16 protein-coding genes are annotated in these 16,282 nt (G+C 71.4%); 12 read left to right on the plus strand and 4 right to left on the minus strand.

Annotated elements, in window-relative coordinates; genetic code table 11:
• Positions 1-2: 2 nt before the first annotated feature.
• A complete protein-coding gene (locus ACFVXA_RS23180; RefSeq protein ID WP_362019913.1) occupies positions 3-659 on the minus strand; it encodes a helix-turn-helix transcriptional regulator in 657 nt (218 codons plus the stop codon).
• 291 nt (positions 660-950) lie between these two features.
• On the opposite strand from ACFVXA_RS23180, the gene ACFVXA_RS23185 reads away from it, so the two are divergent.
• Positions 951-1,610, plus strand: a complete 660-nt coding sequence (locus ACFVXA_RS23185) for a hypothetical protein (RefSeq protein ID WP_383738648.1) — start codon at positions 951-953, stop codon at positions 1,608-1,610.
• Positions 1,611-1,638: 28 nt separating this feature from the next.
• On the opposite strand, the gene ACFVXA_RS23190 is transcribed toward ACFVXA_RS23185, so the two are convergent.
• Positions 1,639-2,424: a cache domain-containing protein gene (locus ACFVXA_RS23190; protein ID WP_362019919.1), complete on the minus strand. Its 786-nt coding sequence runs from the start codon at positions 2,422-2,424 to the stop codon at positions 1,639-1,641.
• Positions 2,378-3,208, minus strand: coding sequence for a GntR family transcriptional regulator (locus ACFVXA_RS23195; protein WP_362019922.1), 831 nt, complete (start codon positions 3,206-3,208; stop codon positions 2,378-2,380). The genes ACFVXA_RS23190 and ACFVXA_RS23195 overlap by 47 nt, the downstream gene beginning before the upstream one ends.
• Positions 3,209-3,329: 121 nt before the next feature.
• Here ACFVXA_RS23195 and ACFVXA_RS23200 point away from each other — a divergent pair, with 121 nt between their 5' ends.
• Genes ACFVXA_RS23200 through ACFVXA_RS23215 form a run of 4 tightly spaced genes read left to right on the plus strand, consistent with a single transcriptional unit; the run spans position 3,330 to position 7,318 of the window.
• On the plus strand, positions 3,330-4,367 hold the full coding sequence (locus tag ACFVXA_RS23200) for an ABC transporter ATP-binding protein (RefSeq protein WP_362019926.1): 1,038 nt from the start codon (positions 3,330-3,332) through the stop codon (positions 4,365-4,367).
• Between the two features lie 18 nt (positions 4,368-4,385).
• Positions 4,386-5,594, plus strand: coding sequence for an ABC transporter substrate-binding protein (locus ACFVXA_RS23205; RefSeq protein WP_390026316.1), 1,209 nt, complete (start codon positions 4,386-4,388; stop codon positions 5,592-5,594).
• Positions 5,595-5,601: 7 nt separating this feature from the next.
• On the plus strand, positions 5,602-6,492 hold the full coding sequence (locus ACFVXA_RS23210; RefSeq protein ID WP_383738642.1) for an ABC transporter permease: 891 nt from the start codon (positions 5,602-5,604) through the stop codon (positions 6,490-6,492).
• Positions 6,493-6,502: 10 nt separating this feature from the next.
• On the plus strand, positions 6,503-7,318 hold the full coding sequence (locus ACFVXA_RS23215) for an ABC transporter permease (RefSeq protein ID WP_362019935.1): 816 nt from the start codon (positions 6,503-6,505) through the stop codon (positions 7,316-7,318).
• A 58-nt stretch (positions 7,319-7,376) separates the two neighbouring features.
• On the opposite strand, the gene ACFVXA_RS23220 is transcribed toward ACFVXA_RS23215, so the two are convergent.
• Entirely contained in the window at positions 7,377-8,786 is a 1,410-nt protein-coding gene (locus ACFVXA_RS23220; protein WP_389465760.1) for an aminopeptidase P family protein, read from the minus strand.
• 90 nt (positions 8,787-8,876) lie between these two features.
• On the opposite strand from ACFVXA_RS23220, the gene ACFVXA_RS23225 reads away from it, so the two are divergent.
• The 7 genes from ACFVXA_RS23225 (at position 8,877) to ACFVXA_RS23255 (ending at position 15,943) form a co-directional block, all read left to right on the plus strand.
• Positions 8,877-10,034 carry an NAD(P)/FAD-dependent oxidoreductase gene (locus ACFVXA_RS23225; protein ID WP_390026318.1) on the plus strand — a complete coding sequence of 386 codons (1,158 nt, stop codon included), beginning with the start codon at positions 8,877-8,879 and terminating at the stop codon, positions 10,032-10,034.
• Positions 10,031-10,330, plus strand: coding sequence for a (2Fe-2S)-binding protein (locus ACFVXA_RS23230; RefSeq protein WP_389747912.1), 300 nt, complete (start codon positions 10,031-10,033; stop codon positions 10,328-10,330). Before ACFVXA_RS23225 ends, ACFVXA_RS23230 begins: the two co-directional genes overlap by 4 nt.
• The gene (locus tag ACFVXA_RS23235) at positions 10,323-11,777 is read left to right on the plus strand and encodes an NAD(P)/FAD-dependent oxidoreductase (RefSeq protein WP_390026321.1); all 1,455 of its coding nucleotides are present in this window, start codon (positions 10,323-10,325) and stop codon (positions 11,775-11,777) included. Before ACFVXA_RS23230 ends, ACFVXA_RS23235 begins: the two co-directional genes overlap by 8 nt.
• Before the next feature lie 304 nt (positions 11,778-12,081).
• Complete coding sequence (locus tag ACFVXA_RS23240; RefSeq protein ID WP_390026324.1) at positions 12,082-12,984, plus strand: dihydrodipicolinate synthase family protein; 903 nt, start codon at positions 12,082-12,084, stop codon at positions 12,982-12,984.
• 32 nt (positions 12,985-13,016) lie between these two features.
• Positions 13,017-14,018 carry a proline racemase family protein gene (locus tag ACFVXA_RS23245; RefSeq protein ID WP_390026327.1) on the plus strand — a complete coding sequence of 334 codons (1,002 nt, stop codon included), beginning with the start codon at positions 13,017-13,019 and terminating at the stop codon, positions 14,016-14,018.
• Positions 14,019-14,078: 60 nt separating this feature from the next.
• Positions 14,079-14,768 (plus strand): GntR family transcriptional regulator, encoded by a 690-nt coding sequence (locus ACFVXA_RS23250; RefSeq protein ID WP_383738627.1) that lies wholly within the window; start codon positions 14,079-14,081, stop codon positions 14,766-14,768.
• 179 nt (positions 14,769-14,947) lie between these two features.
• The gene (locus ACFVXA_RS23255) at positions 14,948-15,943 is read left to right on the plus strand and encodes a LacI family DNA-binding transcriptional regulator (RefSeq protein ID WP_383738624.1); all 996 of its coding nucleotides are present in this window, start codon (positions 14,948-14,950) and stop codon (positions 15,941-15,943) included.
• Positions 15,944-16,282: the final 339 nt, after the last annotated feature.

Consider the following 16,282-nt stretch of genomic DNA (forward strand, 5'->3'; position numbering starts at 1 on the left):
GCTCACGACTCGGGCCGCTTGACGCTCTCCAGGAGCATGTCCAGCCACTCGGCGACTTTGTCCCGGTGCTGGTCGGTGGGCAACTGAGCGGCCCGCCAGGCGATTCCGCGGACGCCGTGGTCCAGGAGCAGCCGCTCCAGCGGGTCGTCCGCGGCCGAGGCCGCCGCGCGCTCGCGATCGGCGAGCCGCTGAAGGAGTTCCTGCTCCGAGCGCTGCAGGGCACCCACGAGCGCCTCGGCGTCCTCGGCCGTGAGGAAACCGGCGTGCACCCGGAAGAAGCGCTGAATGGCGTCGCAGTGCTCCATGGTGGGGCGCCGGTCGCCGTTGATGAGGGCCCCCGCCTGCTGGCGCGACATCCCGGCGCCGTCGGCGATCTCCTGCTGGGTGTACCGGCGTCCGTTGGGCTTGAGCCGGGTGCGGCGCAGCAGGTCCAGGCGTTGCAGGAAGCGGGCCTGCAGATCGGGCTCCCCGGCGGGCCGGCCGTTCAGCAGGGCCTTGACCACGGGTTCGGGGACGCCGGACTCGGCCGACAGGCGCTTGACGTCGAAGACTTCGGCCTGGTCCACGCCGAGCCGGTCGGCGAGTGCGGTGACCCGGGCCACGACGGCCTGGAGCAGAACCGTCGCCGTGGCGCCCGGAACTTCGAAGCCATCCGTCACCGACAGGTCTCCTACGTCTCTCTCAGGTCGCTCTCACGAAGGTCGGGAATCATCCGGACACGAAGGTGAGGAATCATCCGGACACGAAGGTCGGGAACCCCGGACACGAAGGTCGGGAACCAACGGGAGACTAGCCCCTCGCTCGAACTCACATCCAGGTCTCGCCACAACTGTGGCGAGATTCAGCCGTCAACAGGAGCCAAATGCCACGATAGTTGACACGGCTACTTCTTGGGCAGCAGGATCGGGGCGCCGCGTGAAGGCCGCAGAGGCAAGAGGGGTGACCTCCCGATGGCGTACCAGGCAGGAAGGCAGCGGTCCCAGCCGCGACCTGTCCCCGAGAGCCTCCAGGCTCAGGCGTATCTCCAGGACTACGCCGCCCTCCTGGAGGCCGTCCACTTCCCCTCCGTCGTCTTCGACCACCGCTGGGACGTCGTCCTGTCCAACGCCGCGTTCGAGACACTTTTCGACGGCGTCGGCCCCCATCCGACGGCCATGCCCGGTGACAATTTCCTGCGGTTCGTCCTGTTCCATCCGGACGCGGCCACGATCCTCGGCGAGCACGAGTCGAGCTGGTGCCTGCCGATGCTGGCCCACTTCGCGGCCGCCGTGGAGCGGCACGGCCAGGACCGCGGACTCCAGTCGATCCGCCGGGACATCGCCCAGGACCCGATCATGGACGCCGCCTACCGGCACGGCCTGCCGCACTGGATCCGCGCGGTGGGCCCGGGCGCCGTCGAGCACGACGGCGCCGTACGGCCGCTGGTGCACCCCGACCCGCGCTGGGGCAGCACGGACTGCCGGATCGTCGACGACACGCCCAAGACCCTTCAGGACATGGGCTATACGCGGATCACGCTGGTCCTGCGTGAGGCGCGGAACGCGCCGGCGGCCGGACCCCGCAGGGCACGCAAGACCCGCAACGGCGCGGCGGAGCTGCGCGCAGTCTGAGCCCGCCCGGCCGTACCGTCCCCCACGTTCAGTCGTCCAGCACCACGAGCACCAGCGGAACGCCGTCGCACGGGACGAGCCGCATCCCGTCGGCGGGCCGCGCGCTCCGCGCTCCCGTCAGTACGGCCCCGAAGTCCGGCCCCTTGGTGAGCGATCCGGCCAGATGCGCGGGATCGGCGGACGCGGCCACGCGCCCGCGCGCGTTCACCAAGTGCGCGGCCCCCGGCAGCCGTTGCAGCAGCGGGACGACGGCGGCCTCGAAGTGCCGCAGATACACGTCGGCCGCGGCGACCCCGACGAACCGGCCCTCCACGTGCACGGGCGCGGACAGCGTCAGGCTGTACTCGTCGGAGCAGAGGTAGTCGACATAGGGGCCGGCGACCGCGCGCTGCCCGGTGTCACGGGGGAGGGCGAACCAGTCCCAGTGCGTGTAGTCGGAGTACGCCGAGTGCCGCGGATCGAGGTCGAGCAGCAGCGGTCGTACGTCCCCGTCGGCGCCCTGCTGCCACCACTCCAGCCACGCCGGTACGTCACCTAGCAGCCCCGGCGCCGCGACGAACCCGACGCCCGACACCAGCTCCTGCCGGGTGAGCCGGAGATGGAGCCCCGGGCGCAGCGCGGCGAGATCCACGGTCGCCGGGCGCCGGCCCCGCGGGGTGACCCGGGTGAGCAGGGCCGCCGTATCGGATCGGGTCTCGGCGACCGCCTCGAAGACGGCCTCCAGCGTGCGGCGGACCTGGGCGGCGACGGCCGCCTCCGGTGTCGCCTCAAGCGTCGCCGCGGCGCCCGTCGGGCTGCCGGGGCTCCTGCTCATGGGTGCCCTCCAGCGGACGGGGACCGGACGCGGTGCGCGGCATCGCGAGGCGCAGGGCGATGAGCCGCGCCGTCGAGTCCTGGACGCACCGCTCGGCCAGCGCTCTGGCCGAATCGTGGGCCCCATCTTGCACCGCGGAGATTACGGAGCGGTGACGGTCGGCGACTTCTTCACGATATTCGTCGTCCCCGAGCACGAGACACAACAACGCCCCCACCTCGGTCTGGAGCGCGACCTGTGCGCGGGTCAGCCGGGCGGACTGGGCCGCCGCGGCGAGTTCGACATGGAACCGGCCGTAGACGCGGCTGCGCGCCGCCGCGTCCTGGGCGGACCTCAACTCGCCGAGGGTGCGCCGCAGCGGCTGGAGGTCGTCCGGCTCGGTGCGCTGCGCCGCGAGATGGGCGGCCGCTCCGGACACGGCGGCCCAGTGGTCACCCAGATCGCGCAGCTCCTCGGTGCTCCAGCCGGCCAGCCGGGTCTTGAGCCGCTCCTCGCCGGGGACGTCGGGCAGGGACACGAAACTGCCGCCGCCACGCCCCCTGCGGGTGGTGACCAGACCCTGCTGACGCAGCGCCATCAACGCCTCCCGCAGGGTCACCGTGGACACGCCGAGCTGTCCGGCCAGCTCCATCTCGCCGGGCAGCTGCTCCCCGTCGGCGAGCAGTCCCAGTTCGATGGCGTCGCCGAGCCGGTGGACGACCGTCTCGACCCGGGCGCGGTTGTCCACGGGGGTGAAGACGGCTCTCCGGATGCCGTCGACATTGCTACTCGCGTGCCGCTTCACGGCCACCACCTTGTGCGTTGACTCAACCTTTACTCTAAAGGGGTCTTGAGATTTGAACTATGGCTTCATATCTTTCCGGCAGCGTTCCAACGTGTCCATGCATCAGAAAGGTTCCCCGCCCATGGAGGGAATGGCGATCCGGCTCCAGGGCCTGCGGAAGGCGTTCGGTGAGACGACGGCCGTGGCCGGAGTCGACCTGGACATCGCCGACGGCGAGTTCTTCTCGATGCTCGGCCCGTCCGGATCGGGCAAGACGACCGTCCTGCGGATGATTGCCGGTTTCGAGGCCCCGACCGCCGGCCGTATCGAACTGGCGGGCCAGGAGGTCACCGGGCTGGCCCCCTTCGAGCGCGACGTGCACACCGTCTTCCAGGACTACGCGCTGTTCCCGCACATGACCGTGGAGCAGAACGTCGCCTACGGCCTCAAGGTCCGCAAGGTGCCCAAGGCCGAGCGGCTGGTACGGGCCCGCAAGGCGCTCGCCGACGTACGCCTCGAAGGGTTCGGCAAGCGGCGCCCGAGCCAGCTCTCCGGCGGGCAGCGACAGCGGGTCGCGCTCGCCCGCGCCCTCGTCGGACGCCCGCGCGTGCTGCTGCTCGACGAACCGCTCGGCGCCCTCGACCTCAAGCTGCGCGAACAGATGCAGGTCGAACTCAAGGCGATCCAGCGCGAGGTCGGCATCACCTTCGTGTTCGTCACCCACGACCAGGAGGAGGCCCTGACGATGAGCGACCGCATCGCCGTCTTCCACCAGGGCCGCATCGAACAGGTCGGCACCCCCGCCGAGATCTACGAACGGCCCGCCACCCCCTTCGTCGCGGGTTTCGTCGGCACCTCCAACCTGCTCGACGGCCAGTCCGCGCGACAGATCGTCGGCGCCGCGGGCACGTACAGCATCAGGCCCGAGAAGATCCGGGTCCTCAAGGAGTCCGCCGAGGCAGACGAGCCGGAGCACTCCACCGCCACCGGCACCGTCGCCGAGGTCGTCTATCTGGGGGACTCCACCCGCTTCCTCGTCGACCTCGACGCGGGCGGGCGCCTCACCGCGCTCCAGCAGAACCTGGAGACCTCCTCCGAGGACGTCGCCGCCTACCGCGGCACCCGGGTCCGGCTCCAGTGGCACCGCCGCCACACCTTCGAAGTCCCCGACGCTCACTGACCCCCACGCCCCTTACGTATGGAGAACGTCGTGCGCCTCACCCGAACCCTCCGCGCCGCGGCCGCCGTCGCGGTGCTCCTCGCGGCCTCCGCCTGCGGCTCGTCCGACACGGGCGCCTCCTCGGCCACCGGCCTCAACCCCCCTGACCTCAAGGCCCAGTCGAAGCTCGGCAAGACCGAGGGCCAGGTCAACCTCATCGCCTGGGCCGGCTATGTCGAGGACGGCTCCAACGACCCCAAGGTCAACTGGGTCTCCGACTTCGAGAAGCAGACCGGCTGTCAGGTCAACTCCAAGGTCGCGGCCAGCTCCGACGAGATGGTCAAGCTGATGAAGACCGGCCAGTACGACGCCGTCTCCGCCTCCGGCGACGCCTCCCTGCGGCTCATCGCCTCCGGCGACGCGGCCCCCGTCAACACGGACCTCGTACCGAACTACAAGGACGTCTTCAGCGGCCTGAAGAAGGGCGCCTGGAACTCCGTCGACGGCCAGATGTACGGCATCCCGCACGGCCGCGGCGCCAACCTGCTCATGTACAACACACAGAAGGTCACGCCCGCCCCGACCTCCTGGTCCGCCGTCTTCGACGACGCCTCGAAGTACAAGGGGCACGTGACGGCGTACGACTCTCCGATCTACATCGCCGACGCGGCGCTGTATCTCAAGGCAACCAAGCCCGAGTTGAAGATCAAGGACCCCTACGCGCTGGACCAGAAGCAGTTCGACGCGGCCGTCGCCCTGCTGAAGAAGCAGAGCGCGAACGTCGGGGAGTACTGGAGCGACTACCTCAAGGAGATCTCCGCCTTCAAGAGCGGCGACTCCGTGGTCGGCACCACCTGGCAGGTCATCGCCAACCTCGCGCAGGGCGAGGGCGCCAAGGTGAAGGCCTTCGTGCCCAAGGAGGGCTCCACGGGCTGGTCGGACACCTGGATGATCTCCGCCAAGGCCAAGCACCCCAACTGCGCCTACAAGTGGATGGACTGGATCATCTCGCCGAAGGTGAACGCCCAGGTCGCCGAGTACTTCGGTGAGGCCCCCTCGAACGCCAAGGCATGCGCCCAGACCAGCGACAAGTCCTTCTGCGGCACCTTCCACGCGGCCGACGAGAGCTACTGGAAGAACATCGCCTTCTGGAACACGCCCATCGAGCAGTGCCTCGACGGCCGCACCGACGTGAAGTGCGTGCCGTACGCCAAGTGGGTCCAGGCCTGGACCGAGATCAAGGGCTGACACACCGATGACCACCACCGCGCAGGCCGCCGGACGGTCCCCCGTCCGGCGGCTCGCCGGGACCCTGCACCGACACCCACGGCTGCGGCTGTCCCTGCTGCTCACCGCGCCGCTGCTCTGGCTGGCCGTGCTCTACCTCGGCTCGCTGGCCGTGCTGTTCGTCTCGGCGTTCTGGACGACCGACTCCTTCACCTCCGAGGTCGTGAAGGTCTGGTCGACGGACAACTTCCACGCGCTGTTCACCACCCCCGTCTTCCGGCAGGTGATCCTGCGCAGCATCGGCGTCGCGCTCGCGGTCACCGCCCTGTGCGCGGTGATCGCCTTCCCGGTCGCCTTCTACACGGCCCGCATCGCCAAGCCGCGGTGGCGCCCGCTGCTCGTGGTCGCCATCCTCACCCCGCTGTGGGCGAGTTATCTCGTCAAGGTGTACGCCTGGCGGCTGATCCTGTCCCAGGGAGGCCTCGCCGACTGGATGCTGAAGCCGTTCGGGCTGAGCGGACCCGGGTTCGGACTGCCCGCGGCGGTCATCGCACTGACGTATCTCTGGCTGCCGTACATGATCCTGCCGATCCACACGGCACTGGAACAGCTGCCCGCCAACCTGCTCGACGCGTCGGCCGACCTCGGCGGGCGCCCCGGACGCACCTTCCGCTCGGTGGTGCTGCCGATGGTCCTGCCCTCCGTGGCCGCCGGCTCCGTCTTCACCTTCTCGCTCAGCCTCGGCGACTACATCACCGTGCAGATCGTCGGCGGCAAGACCCAGCTCATCGGCAACCTCGTCTACTCCAACATCGAACTGAACCTGCCCATGGCCGCCGCGCTCGGCACGGTCCCCGTCGTCGTCATCGTGCTGTACCTGCTCGCGATGCGCCGCACGGGCGCACTGAGCAGCCTCTGAGGAGCCCGCTGTGCAACTCTCCCGTTCCGCGCGTATCGCGCTGCGCGTCGCCGCCGGGCTCGGCTTCGCGGTCATCTACGTCCCGCTCGCGCTCGTCCTGGTCAACTCCTTCAACCCGGACCGCAGCGCCAGCTGGCCGCCGCGCGGGCTCACCTTCCACTGGTGGTCGGTCGCCTGGCAGAACGAGGGCGCCCGCGCGGCCCTCTGGGTCTCGGTCAAGGCCGGCCTCGGCGCCACGGCCATCGCCCTCGTCCTCGGCACGCTGATCGCCTTCGCGGTCGCCCGGCACCGCTTCTTCGGCCGCGACGCCATCTCCTTCGTCGTCGTCCTGCCGATCGCGCTGCCCGGCATCGTCACAGGCATCGCGCTCAACTCGGCCTTCAGCACGGTCCTCCAACCGCTCGGCGTCGGCCTCGGCATGTTCACCGTGATCGTCGGCCACGCCACGTTCTGCATCGTCGTGGTCTTCAACAACGTGGTGGCGCGGCTGCGCCGCACGGCGGGGTCGTACGAGGAAGCGGCGATGGACCTCGGTGCCGACACCTTCCGGGCCTTCGCCGACGTCACCTTCCCGCTGATGCGCTCCGCGCTGCTGGCGGGCGGGCTGCTCGCCTTCGCGCTCTCCTTCGACGAGATCGTGGTGACGACGTTCACGGCCGGACCCGGTATCGAGACGCTGCCGATCTGGATCTTCAACAACATGACCCGGCCCCAGCAGGCCCCGGTCGTGAACGTCGTGGCGGCGGTGCTCGTCCTGCTCTCGGTGCTTCCGATCTACGCGGCCCAGCGACTGTCCGCCGACACGGCGGCCGAGAGCAGGATCTAGCGAGCTGGAACCGGGGCCCGGTGCGGCGGCCCGCACAGGGCCCCGGTGCGGCAGGCCGCTACCCGGCGAACTCCCGCATCCACGCCTCGACCTCGTCCGACGAGCGCGGCAGTCCCGCCGACAGGTTCTCGTACCCGTCCGCCGTCACCAGCAGATCGTCCTCGATGCGGACGCCGATGCCGCGCCATTCCTCGGGCACGGTCAGATCGTCCGGCTGGAAGTAGAGGCCGGGCTCGACGGTGAGGACCATGCCGGGTTCGAGCACGCCGTCGACGTAGCCCTCGCTGCGGGCCTGTGCGCAGTCGTGGACGTCGAGTCCCAGCATGTGACCGGTGCCGGCCATGGTGAAGCGGCGTTGCAGACAGAGGTCGTAGGCGCGCTCCGCCGGGCCCTCGATGAAGCCCCACTCCACCAGTCGCCCGGTCAGCGACCGCTGGGCGGCCTCGTGGAAGTCGCGGTAGTGGGCGCCCGGCTTCACCGCGGCCATGCCGGCCTCCTGGGCCTCGTACACCGCGTCGTAGATCTCGCGCTGGAGCGGGGTGAAGGTGCCGCTGACGGGGAGCGTGCGGGTGACGTCGGCCGTGTAGAGGGTGCGGGCCTCCACGCCCGCGTCGAGCAGGAGCAGGTCGCCCGGGCGGACCGGACCGTCGTTCCGCACCCAGTGCATGATCGTGGCGTGCTCGCCGGCCGCGCAGATGGAGCCGTAGCCGACGTCGTTGCCCTCGACGCGGGCGCGGCGGAAGAAGGTGCCCTCGATCCACCGCTCCGAGGTGGCGACCGCCTGCGACAACTCCCGTACGACATCGGTGAATCCGCGCACCGTGGCGTCCACGGCCCCGCGCAGCTCGCCGATCTCCCAGGCGTCCTTGACCAGGCGCAGGTCGCAGAGCGCCTCCTCGAGTTCGGCGTCCCGGTCCTCGTCCGTGGTGAGCGCCGCTTCGATGACGGGGTCGTGTCCGCGCACGACACGCGTCGGTACGCCGGTGTCCCGCAGGTCCTCGGCGATCGTACGGATGTCCCGGCAGGGCAGGTCCAGCACCCGCTCCGACTCGGCCAGGGAGCGACGGCGGCCCATCCACAGCTCGGCCGTCATGCCCGTCCAGAACTCGTCGCTGTCGCGGCTGTCGCGGGGGAGCTGGTAGCAGTGCGCGTCATGACCGCCGTCCGGGCGGGGCTCCAGGACCAGGGCGCCGTCGCGGGCTTGGTCACCCGTCAGGTGGACATAGCCGGAGTACGGACGGAAGGGGTAGTGGCTGTCGTTCGCGCGGATCTTGAGGATTCCCGAGGGGACGACGAGTCGCTCGCCCGGAAAGCGGGCGGAGAGCGCGGCACGGCGCCGGGCGGCGTACGGGGCCTGCTCGATGGGCTCCGGATCCAGCTTCTCGGTGTCGGCCCAGCCGGTCCGCATCAGGGCGGACAGCTCGTCGGAGATTCCTCGGTACAGTCCGTTCTTTCGGCCCTTGGCCACGTCAGGCACCTTCTTCGTTGTGTGGTGTGTTCCCGGCAAGCGCGTGTGGTGACTGTTCCCAGCTAGAGAACCATGTGACATAGTACTGATGTGAGCGAGCGATTCACCTGCGATGTCGTGGTCGTCGGGGCCGGAATGGTGGGCGCGGCCTGCGCGTTCTACGCGGCCCGGACGGGCCTGGACGTCGTCCTGGTCGACCGGGGCCCGGTGGCCGGCGGCACGACGGGCGCGGGCGAGGGCAATCTGCTCGTCTCCGACAAGGAACCGGGGCCGGAGCTCGAACTCGCCCTGCTCTCCGGGCGATTGTGGGCCGCCCTCGCAGAGCGGAGAGGCGAGGCGATCGAGTACGAGGCCAAGGGTGGTGTCGTCGTCGCCTCCACGGCAAAGGGGCTCGCCGCCCTGGAGAGCTTCGCGGCCGGCCAGCGGGCCGCCGGGGTCGAGGCCGCCCCGGTCGACGCCGGTCGACTCCACGATCTGGAGCCGCACTTGGCGCCGGGACTCGCGGGCGCCGTCCACTATCCGCAGGACGCCCAGGTGATGCCCTCCCTGGCCGCCGCCCATCTCGTCCGCGCGTCGGGCGCCCGCCTGCTCACCGGCCGGACGGTCACCGAAGTGCTGCGCACGGCGGACGGAGCGGTGCGCGGGGTGCGTACGGACCAGGGCGAGATCCACGCCCCGGCGGTCGTGAACGCGGCCGGCACCTGGGGCGCCGAGCTGGCCGCGCTGGCGGGGGTCTGCCTCCCCGTGCTCCCTCGGCGCGGCTTCGTCCTTGTCACCGAACCCCTGCCGCGCATGATCCGGCACAAGGTGTACGCGGCGGACTATGTCGCCGACGTGGCCAGCGACTCGGCCGCGCTGCAGACCTCGCCGGTCGTGGAGGGCACCGCCGCCGGGCCGGTGCTGATCGGCGCGAGCCGGGAGCGGGTCGGCTTCGACCGCACGTTCGCGCTGCCGGTCGTCCGGGCCCTCGCCGCGGGCGCCACCCGGCTCTTCCCCTTCCTGGAACAGGTGCGGGCGATGCGCGCCTACGTCGGCTTCCGCCCCTACCTGCCCGACCACCTGCCCGCGATCGGGCCCGACGCGCGGGTGCCCGGCCTCTTCCACGCCTGCGGGCACGAGGGCGCGGGCATCGGACTCGCCACCGGCACCGGGCACTTGATCGCCCAGGTGCTGAGCGGCAAGGCCCCGGAGCTGGACCTGGCGCCGTTCCGGCCCGACCGTTTTCCCCCGTCACAGGAGGCGGCGTGAACCCGCTGGACCTGGTCCGGGCCCACCCGGGCCCCGCCTTCACCGTCACGCTCGACGGCCGTGAGATCGAGGCGCTGCCCGGTCGGACGGTCGGCGCCGCGCTCTGGGCCGTCGGCGTCACCTCCTGGCGCTCCACCCGGGGCGAGGGCCGTCCGCGCGGCCTCTTCTGTGGCATCGGCGTCTGCTTCGACTGCCTGGTGACCGTCAACGGCCGCCCGAATCAACGGGCTTGTCTGGTGCCGCTGCGACCCGGTGACGCGATCCGCACCCAGGAAGGGAGCGGTCACGATGACTGAGCGAGCCCGACTGGCCGTGGTCGGCGCGGGCCCCGCGGGGCTGGCCGCAGCGATCGCCGCCTCGGCCCGGGGGGTGCACGTGACCGTGATCGACTCCGGCGCCGACGCCGGTGGCCAGTTCTACCGGCAGCCCGCCGACGACCTCGGCGCCCGCCGCCCCCAGGCCCTGCACCACCAGTGGCACACCTGGGAGCGGCTCCGCGACGGGCTCCGCGCGCACATCGCCGCCGGACGGATCACGCACCTGAGAGACCATCATGTGTGGTTGGTCGAAAGGCATTTGAACGGCTTCACCGTCCACGCGCTGCTCGGACCCGAGCAGGAGAGGCCCGCCGAGGTCCTCGCCGACGCCGTGCTGCTCGCCACTGGCGGTTATGAGAAGGTCCTGCCCTTCCCCGGCTGGACGCTGCCCGGCGTGGTGACCGCGGGCGGTGCGCAGGCCATGCTCAAGGGCGCCCTCGTCCTGCCGGGGCGTATCGCGGTGGTCGCGGGCACCGGGCCGCTGCTGCTGCCGGTCGCCACCGGGCTCGCCGCGGCGGGCGCCGAGGTCGCCGCACTGGTCGAGTCCGCGGACCCGAAGGCCTTCCTACGGCACGGCAGGGCGTTCGCGGCGCAGCCGGCCAAGCTCGCCGAGGGCGCCCAGTACGCGGCCGCGCTGCTGCGCCACCGGGTGAGGACCTACGCGCGCCACACCGTGGTCGAGGCGCACGGCGGCACGGCCCACGGCGGCGAAGCGCGGGGCGGCGAAGTGCGGGGCGGTGAGCGGCTGGAGGCCGTGACCGTCGCCGCGCTCGACGCCGACGGCCGGGTCCGTCCCGGCACGCAGCGGCGCATCCCCTGCGACACGCTCGCCGTCGGCCACGGCATGCTCCCGCACACCGACCTCGCCGAGACCCTCGGCTGCCGGCTGGACGGCCTGAACGTGCGCGTCGACGACGAGCAGCGCACGGACGTGGCGGGTGTATGGGCAGCCGGCGAGACCACCGGCATCGGCGGCGCCGCCCTCTCGCTCGCCGAGGGGCACATCGCCGGACGCTCGATCGCCGCGCGGCTGGCGGGCACCGAACCCGACCCGCGCGGCTGGGCGGCGGCCGCGCGGTCCCGTACGAGACTGCGGAGGTTCTTCGCGGCGGTCGACGCCGCCTACGCGCCGCCCGCGCGCTGGACCGAGCTGATCACCGACGAGACGGTCGTCTGCCGCTGCGAGGAGGTCACCGGCGGCGCGATCCGCGAGGCCGTCGACGAACTCGGCGCCGGTGACGTCCGTACGGTGAAACTGCTGACCCGGGCCGGAATGGGCTGGTGCCAGGGCCGGATGTGCGCGCCCGCCGTCGCGGGGCTCGCCGGGTGCGCCCTCGCCCCGTCGCGGCGGCCGTTCGCTCGGCCGGTACCGCTCGGGGTGCTCGCCCGCGCGGGCGAGACCACCGGGGAGCCGGAGGACGACTGACGCCGGACGCAACGCACTTGCCCGCACGCCTGCCGTATCGGCCCGCGCGCCCCCGCAGTATCGGCCCGTGCACGCCGCAGTATCGGTCGGCACGCCGCGCCGTATCCGTCCGCAGGCCCTGCCGTATCTGTGCGCAGGCCCCCGCAGTATCGGCCCGTGCGCCCCGCGGTATCCGTCCGCAAGCCCCGCCGTATTCGTCCGCAGGTCCTGCCGCATCGGTCCGCGCACCCCGCCGTATCCGTCGCAGATCCTGGCGACCAGGCCTACCAGTAAAATGTCACACCCCATTGAGAGGGGACCGCTCATGACCGCCACCACTCCCCAGGCCCGCCCCTGGCGCGGAGTCCTCGTCGCCACCGCCCTCCCGCTGAACCACGACCTCTCCGTCGACTACGACAGGTTCGCCGACCACTGCGCCTGGCTCGTCGAGAACGGCTGCGACGGCGTCGTACCGAACGGCTCGCTCGGTGAGTACCAGGTGCTCACGCCCGAGGAGCGCGCCAAGGTCGTGGAGACGGCGGTCGCGGCCATCGGCGGGCAGCGCGTGATGCCCGGCGTCGCCGCCTACGGCTCCGTCGAGGCCCGCCGCTGGGCCGAGCAGGCGCGCGACGCGGGCTGTGCCTCCGTGATGCTGCTGCCGCCGAACGCGTACCGCGCCGACGAGCGTTCCGTCCTTGCCCACTACGCGCAGGTCGCCGAGGCGGGCGTGCCGGTCGTGGCGTACAACAACCCGATCGACACCAAGGTCGACCTGGTCCCCGAGCTGCTCGCGAAACTGCACGGCGAGGGGTACATCCACGCGGTCAAGGAGTTCTCCGGAGATGTGCGCCGCGCCTACCGGCTCGCCGAACTCGCCCCGGCCCTGGACCTGTTGATCGGAGCCGACGACGTCCTGCTGGAGCTCGCGGTCGCGGGCGCCAAGGGCTGGGTGGCCGGCTACCCGAACGCACTGCCCGCCGCGAGCGTGGAGCTCTACCACGCCGCCGTCGACGGTGACCTCGCCACGGCGGGCAAGCTCTACCGTCAGCTGCACCCGCTGCTGCGCTGGGACTCGAAGGTCGAGTTCGTGCAGGCCATCAAGTTGTCCATGGACATCGTCGGGAGGCACGGCGGTCCGGTCCGGCCGCCGCGCGTTCCGCTGCTGCCCGAGCAGGAGGCCGCCGTCCGGGCCGCCACCGAGCGCGCCGTCGCCGCCGGCCTCGCCTGATTCGCCGCCCCCCTCGATCCCCCAGGAGTGCCATGCGCAGCAAACTCGTCCTGCACGCCGTCGACTCGCACACCGAGGGCATGCCCACCCGGGTGATCACCGGAGGAATCGGCGCGATCCCCGGATCGACCATGAACGAGCGGCGACTCCACTTCCGTGAGCACCGCGACGACATCAAGCAGCTCCTGATGAACGAGCCGCGCGGCCACTCCGCCATGAGCGGCGCCATCCTCCAGCCGCCCACCCGCCCCGACTGCGACTACGGCGTCCTCTACATCGAGGTCTCCGGATACCTCCCCATGTGCGGGCACGGCACCATCGGGGTCGCGACCGTGCTCGTGGAGACCGGCATGGTCGAGGTCGTCGAGCCGGTCACCACCATCCGGCTCGACACCCCGGCGGGCCTGGTCATCGCCGAGGTCGCGGTCGAGGACGGCGCCGCCACGGCGGTCACGCTGAAGAACGTGCCGTCCTTCTCCGTCGGTCTGGACCGCAAGGCCACGCTCGCCGACGGGCGGACGGTGACGTACGACCTCGCGTACGGCGGCAATTTCTACGCCATCCTGCCGCTGGAGCAGTTCGGGCTGCCCTTCGACCGCGCCCGCAAGGACGACATCCTCGCCGCCGGTCTGTCACTGATGGAGGCGATCAACGCCGAGGACGAACCGGTCCACCCCGAGGACGAGTCCATCCGCGGCTGCCACCACGTCCATCTCGTCGCCCCCGGCGCCACGGCCCGCCACTCCCGCCACGCCATGGCGATCCATCCCGGCTGGTTCGACCGCTCACCCTGCGGTACGGGCACCAGCGCGCGCATGGCCCAGCTGCACGCCCGTGGTGAACTCCCCCTGCACACCGAGTTCGTGAACGAGTCGTTCATCGGGACGCGGTTCACGGGACGGCTGCTCGGTACGACCGAGGTCGCCGGAATCCCCGCCGTACTGCCCAGTTTCACCGGTCGCGCGTGGATCACCGGCACCGCCCAGTACCTGCTGGACCCCTCCGATCCTTTCCCGGCCGGCTTCATCCTCTAGATCTTCAGGAGATACTGGTAGCGCGTGACATTGCACATGCCCGTTCGAGGAGACACCCCCATGGCCGCCCAGCGCAGCAGCGCACCCTCCGCCGCTCCCGCCCTGCCCACGCTGGGCGGCAAGAAGAGCAGCTACCGCGAGCGCGTCGCCGACGCCCTGCGGGCCGCGCTGATCGCCGGTGAACTGCGCGCGGGCGAGGTCTACTCCGCCCCGACCCTCGCCGCCCGCTTCGGCGTCTCGGCGACGCCGGTGCGCGAGGCGATGCTCGACCTCGCCAAGGAGGGCCTGGTCGACACGGTGCCCAACAAGGGCTTCCGGGTCACCGCGGTCTCCGAGAAGCAGCTCGACGAGTACACCCACATCCGCTCGCTCATCGAGATCCCCACCGTGGTGGGGCTGGCCGGCACCGCGGACCTGGTCTCGCTGGAGGCGCTGCGCCCGGCCGCCCGGGAGATCGTGACCGCGGCGGCCGCCGGCGACCTCATCGCCTACGTCGAGGCGGACATCCGCTTCCACCTCGGCCTGCTCGCCCTCGCGGGCAACGCGCATCTGGTCGAGGTCGTCGGAGACCTGCGGAAGCGCTCGCGCCTCTACGGTCTCCACGCCCTCGTCGAGGCGGGCCGCCTGGAGGCCTCGGCGGAGGAGCACCTGGAACTCCTCGACGCGCTCATGGCCCGTGACGAGGGCGCCGTACGCGAGGTGATGACCCGTCACCTCGGCCATGTGCGGGGCATCTGGGCCGCCCGCTAGGGTCTCTTCGGCATGATCCGCCGGACAGGCGCTGGAAGCCGGGGCGGTCGCGCTCCGTCCGCTTCGGGCCGTGGATGACAGGGCACACCCCTGGCCCGTCCCGGGGGGAGTGGGGCCTGCTGACGGGCGGCGAGGAGGTTACGCAAGTCGTTTGCATAACTTGCGCTATTCTTGCGTGCATGACGCGACGACTTGCTCAGGTGGCGAAGAAGGTCGGGGTCAGCGAGGCCACGGTCAGCCGGGTGCTCAACGGCAAGCCCGGAGTCTCCGATTCCACCCGGCAGGCGGTGCTGTCCGCCCTCGACGTCCTCGGCTACGAGAGGCCCACGCAGCTGCGCGGTGAACGGGCGCGGCTCGTGGGCCTCGTGCTGCCCGAGCTGCAGAACCCGATCTTCCCGGCCTTCGCCGAAGTGATCGGCGGGGCGCTCGCGCAGCTCGGGCTCACCCCGGTGCTGTGCACCCAGACCAAGGGCGGTGTCTCCGAGGCCGACTATGTGGAGCTGCTGCTTCAGCAGCAGGTCTCCGGCGTGGTGTTCGCGGGCGGTCTGTACGCGCAGGCGGACGCGCCGCACGACCACTACCGGCAGCTCGCGGAGCGCAACATTCCGGTGGTGCTGGTCAACGCGGCCATCGAGCATCTCGGCTTTCCCTGCGTCTCCTGCGACGACGCCGTCGCCGTCGAACAGGCCTGGCGCCACCTGGCCTCGCTCGGTCACGAACGCATCGGTCTCGTCCTCGGACCCGCCGACCACATGCCCTCCCAGCGGAAGCTGACGGCGGCCCGCGCGCTCGCCCCCGACCTGCCCGACGAGCACGTCGCGCGCGCCATGTTCTCGCTGGAGGGCGGCCAGGCCGCCGCCACCCGGCTGCTCGACCGGGGCGTCACCGGCATCATCTGCGCCAGCGACCCGCTCGCGCTCGGCGCCGTGCGGGCGGCCCGCCGCAGGGGACTCGCCGTCCCGGGCGAGGTCTCCGTCGTGGGGTACGACGACTCGGCGTTCATGAACTGCACCGAACCCCCGCTCACCACGGTCCGTCAGCCCATCGAGGCGATGGGGCGCGCCGCGGTCGAGCTGCTGAACGCCCAGATCGGCGGGGGCAGCGTCACTCCCGAAGAGCTGCTGTTCGAGCCGGAGTTGGTGGTCCGCGGCTCGACCGCGCAGGCGCCCCGCTGACCGACCACGCAGGTGCCCCGATGACCGACAGCGCAGGCGCCTCGCTGACCCACCATGCCGGCGCCCCGCTGACCCACCGCGCGGGCGCCCCGCAGACCCAGCGCGCGGGCGCCGGCTGATCGACCGCGCGGGCGCCCCGCGTGTCGACCGCGCAAGGATCCCGTGGGCCGGCCGCGCAAGCGTCCCGTCACTACAGCCACGTCAGATCCATGGGGCTGTCAAATAATTACAGATTCTGCGCGAGATCTTGCGCACCGCTGTCACCGGTGCTTGAGTGTGCGGCGCCAGACACGGACGCCGCACCACCAGGTGCGCCGCCGTGGCCCTTCCCTGCGCCTG

The organism is Streptomyces sp. NPDC058246 (assembly GCF_042881985.1).
GTDB lineage: Bacteria > Actinomycetota > Actinomycetes > Streptomycetales > Streptomycetaceae > Streptomyces.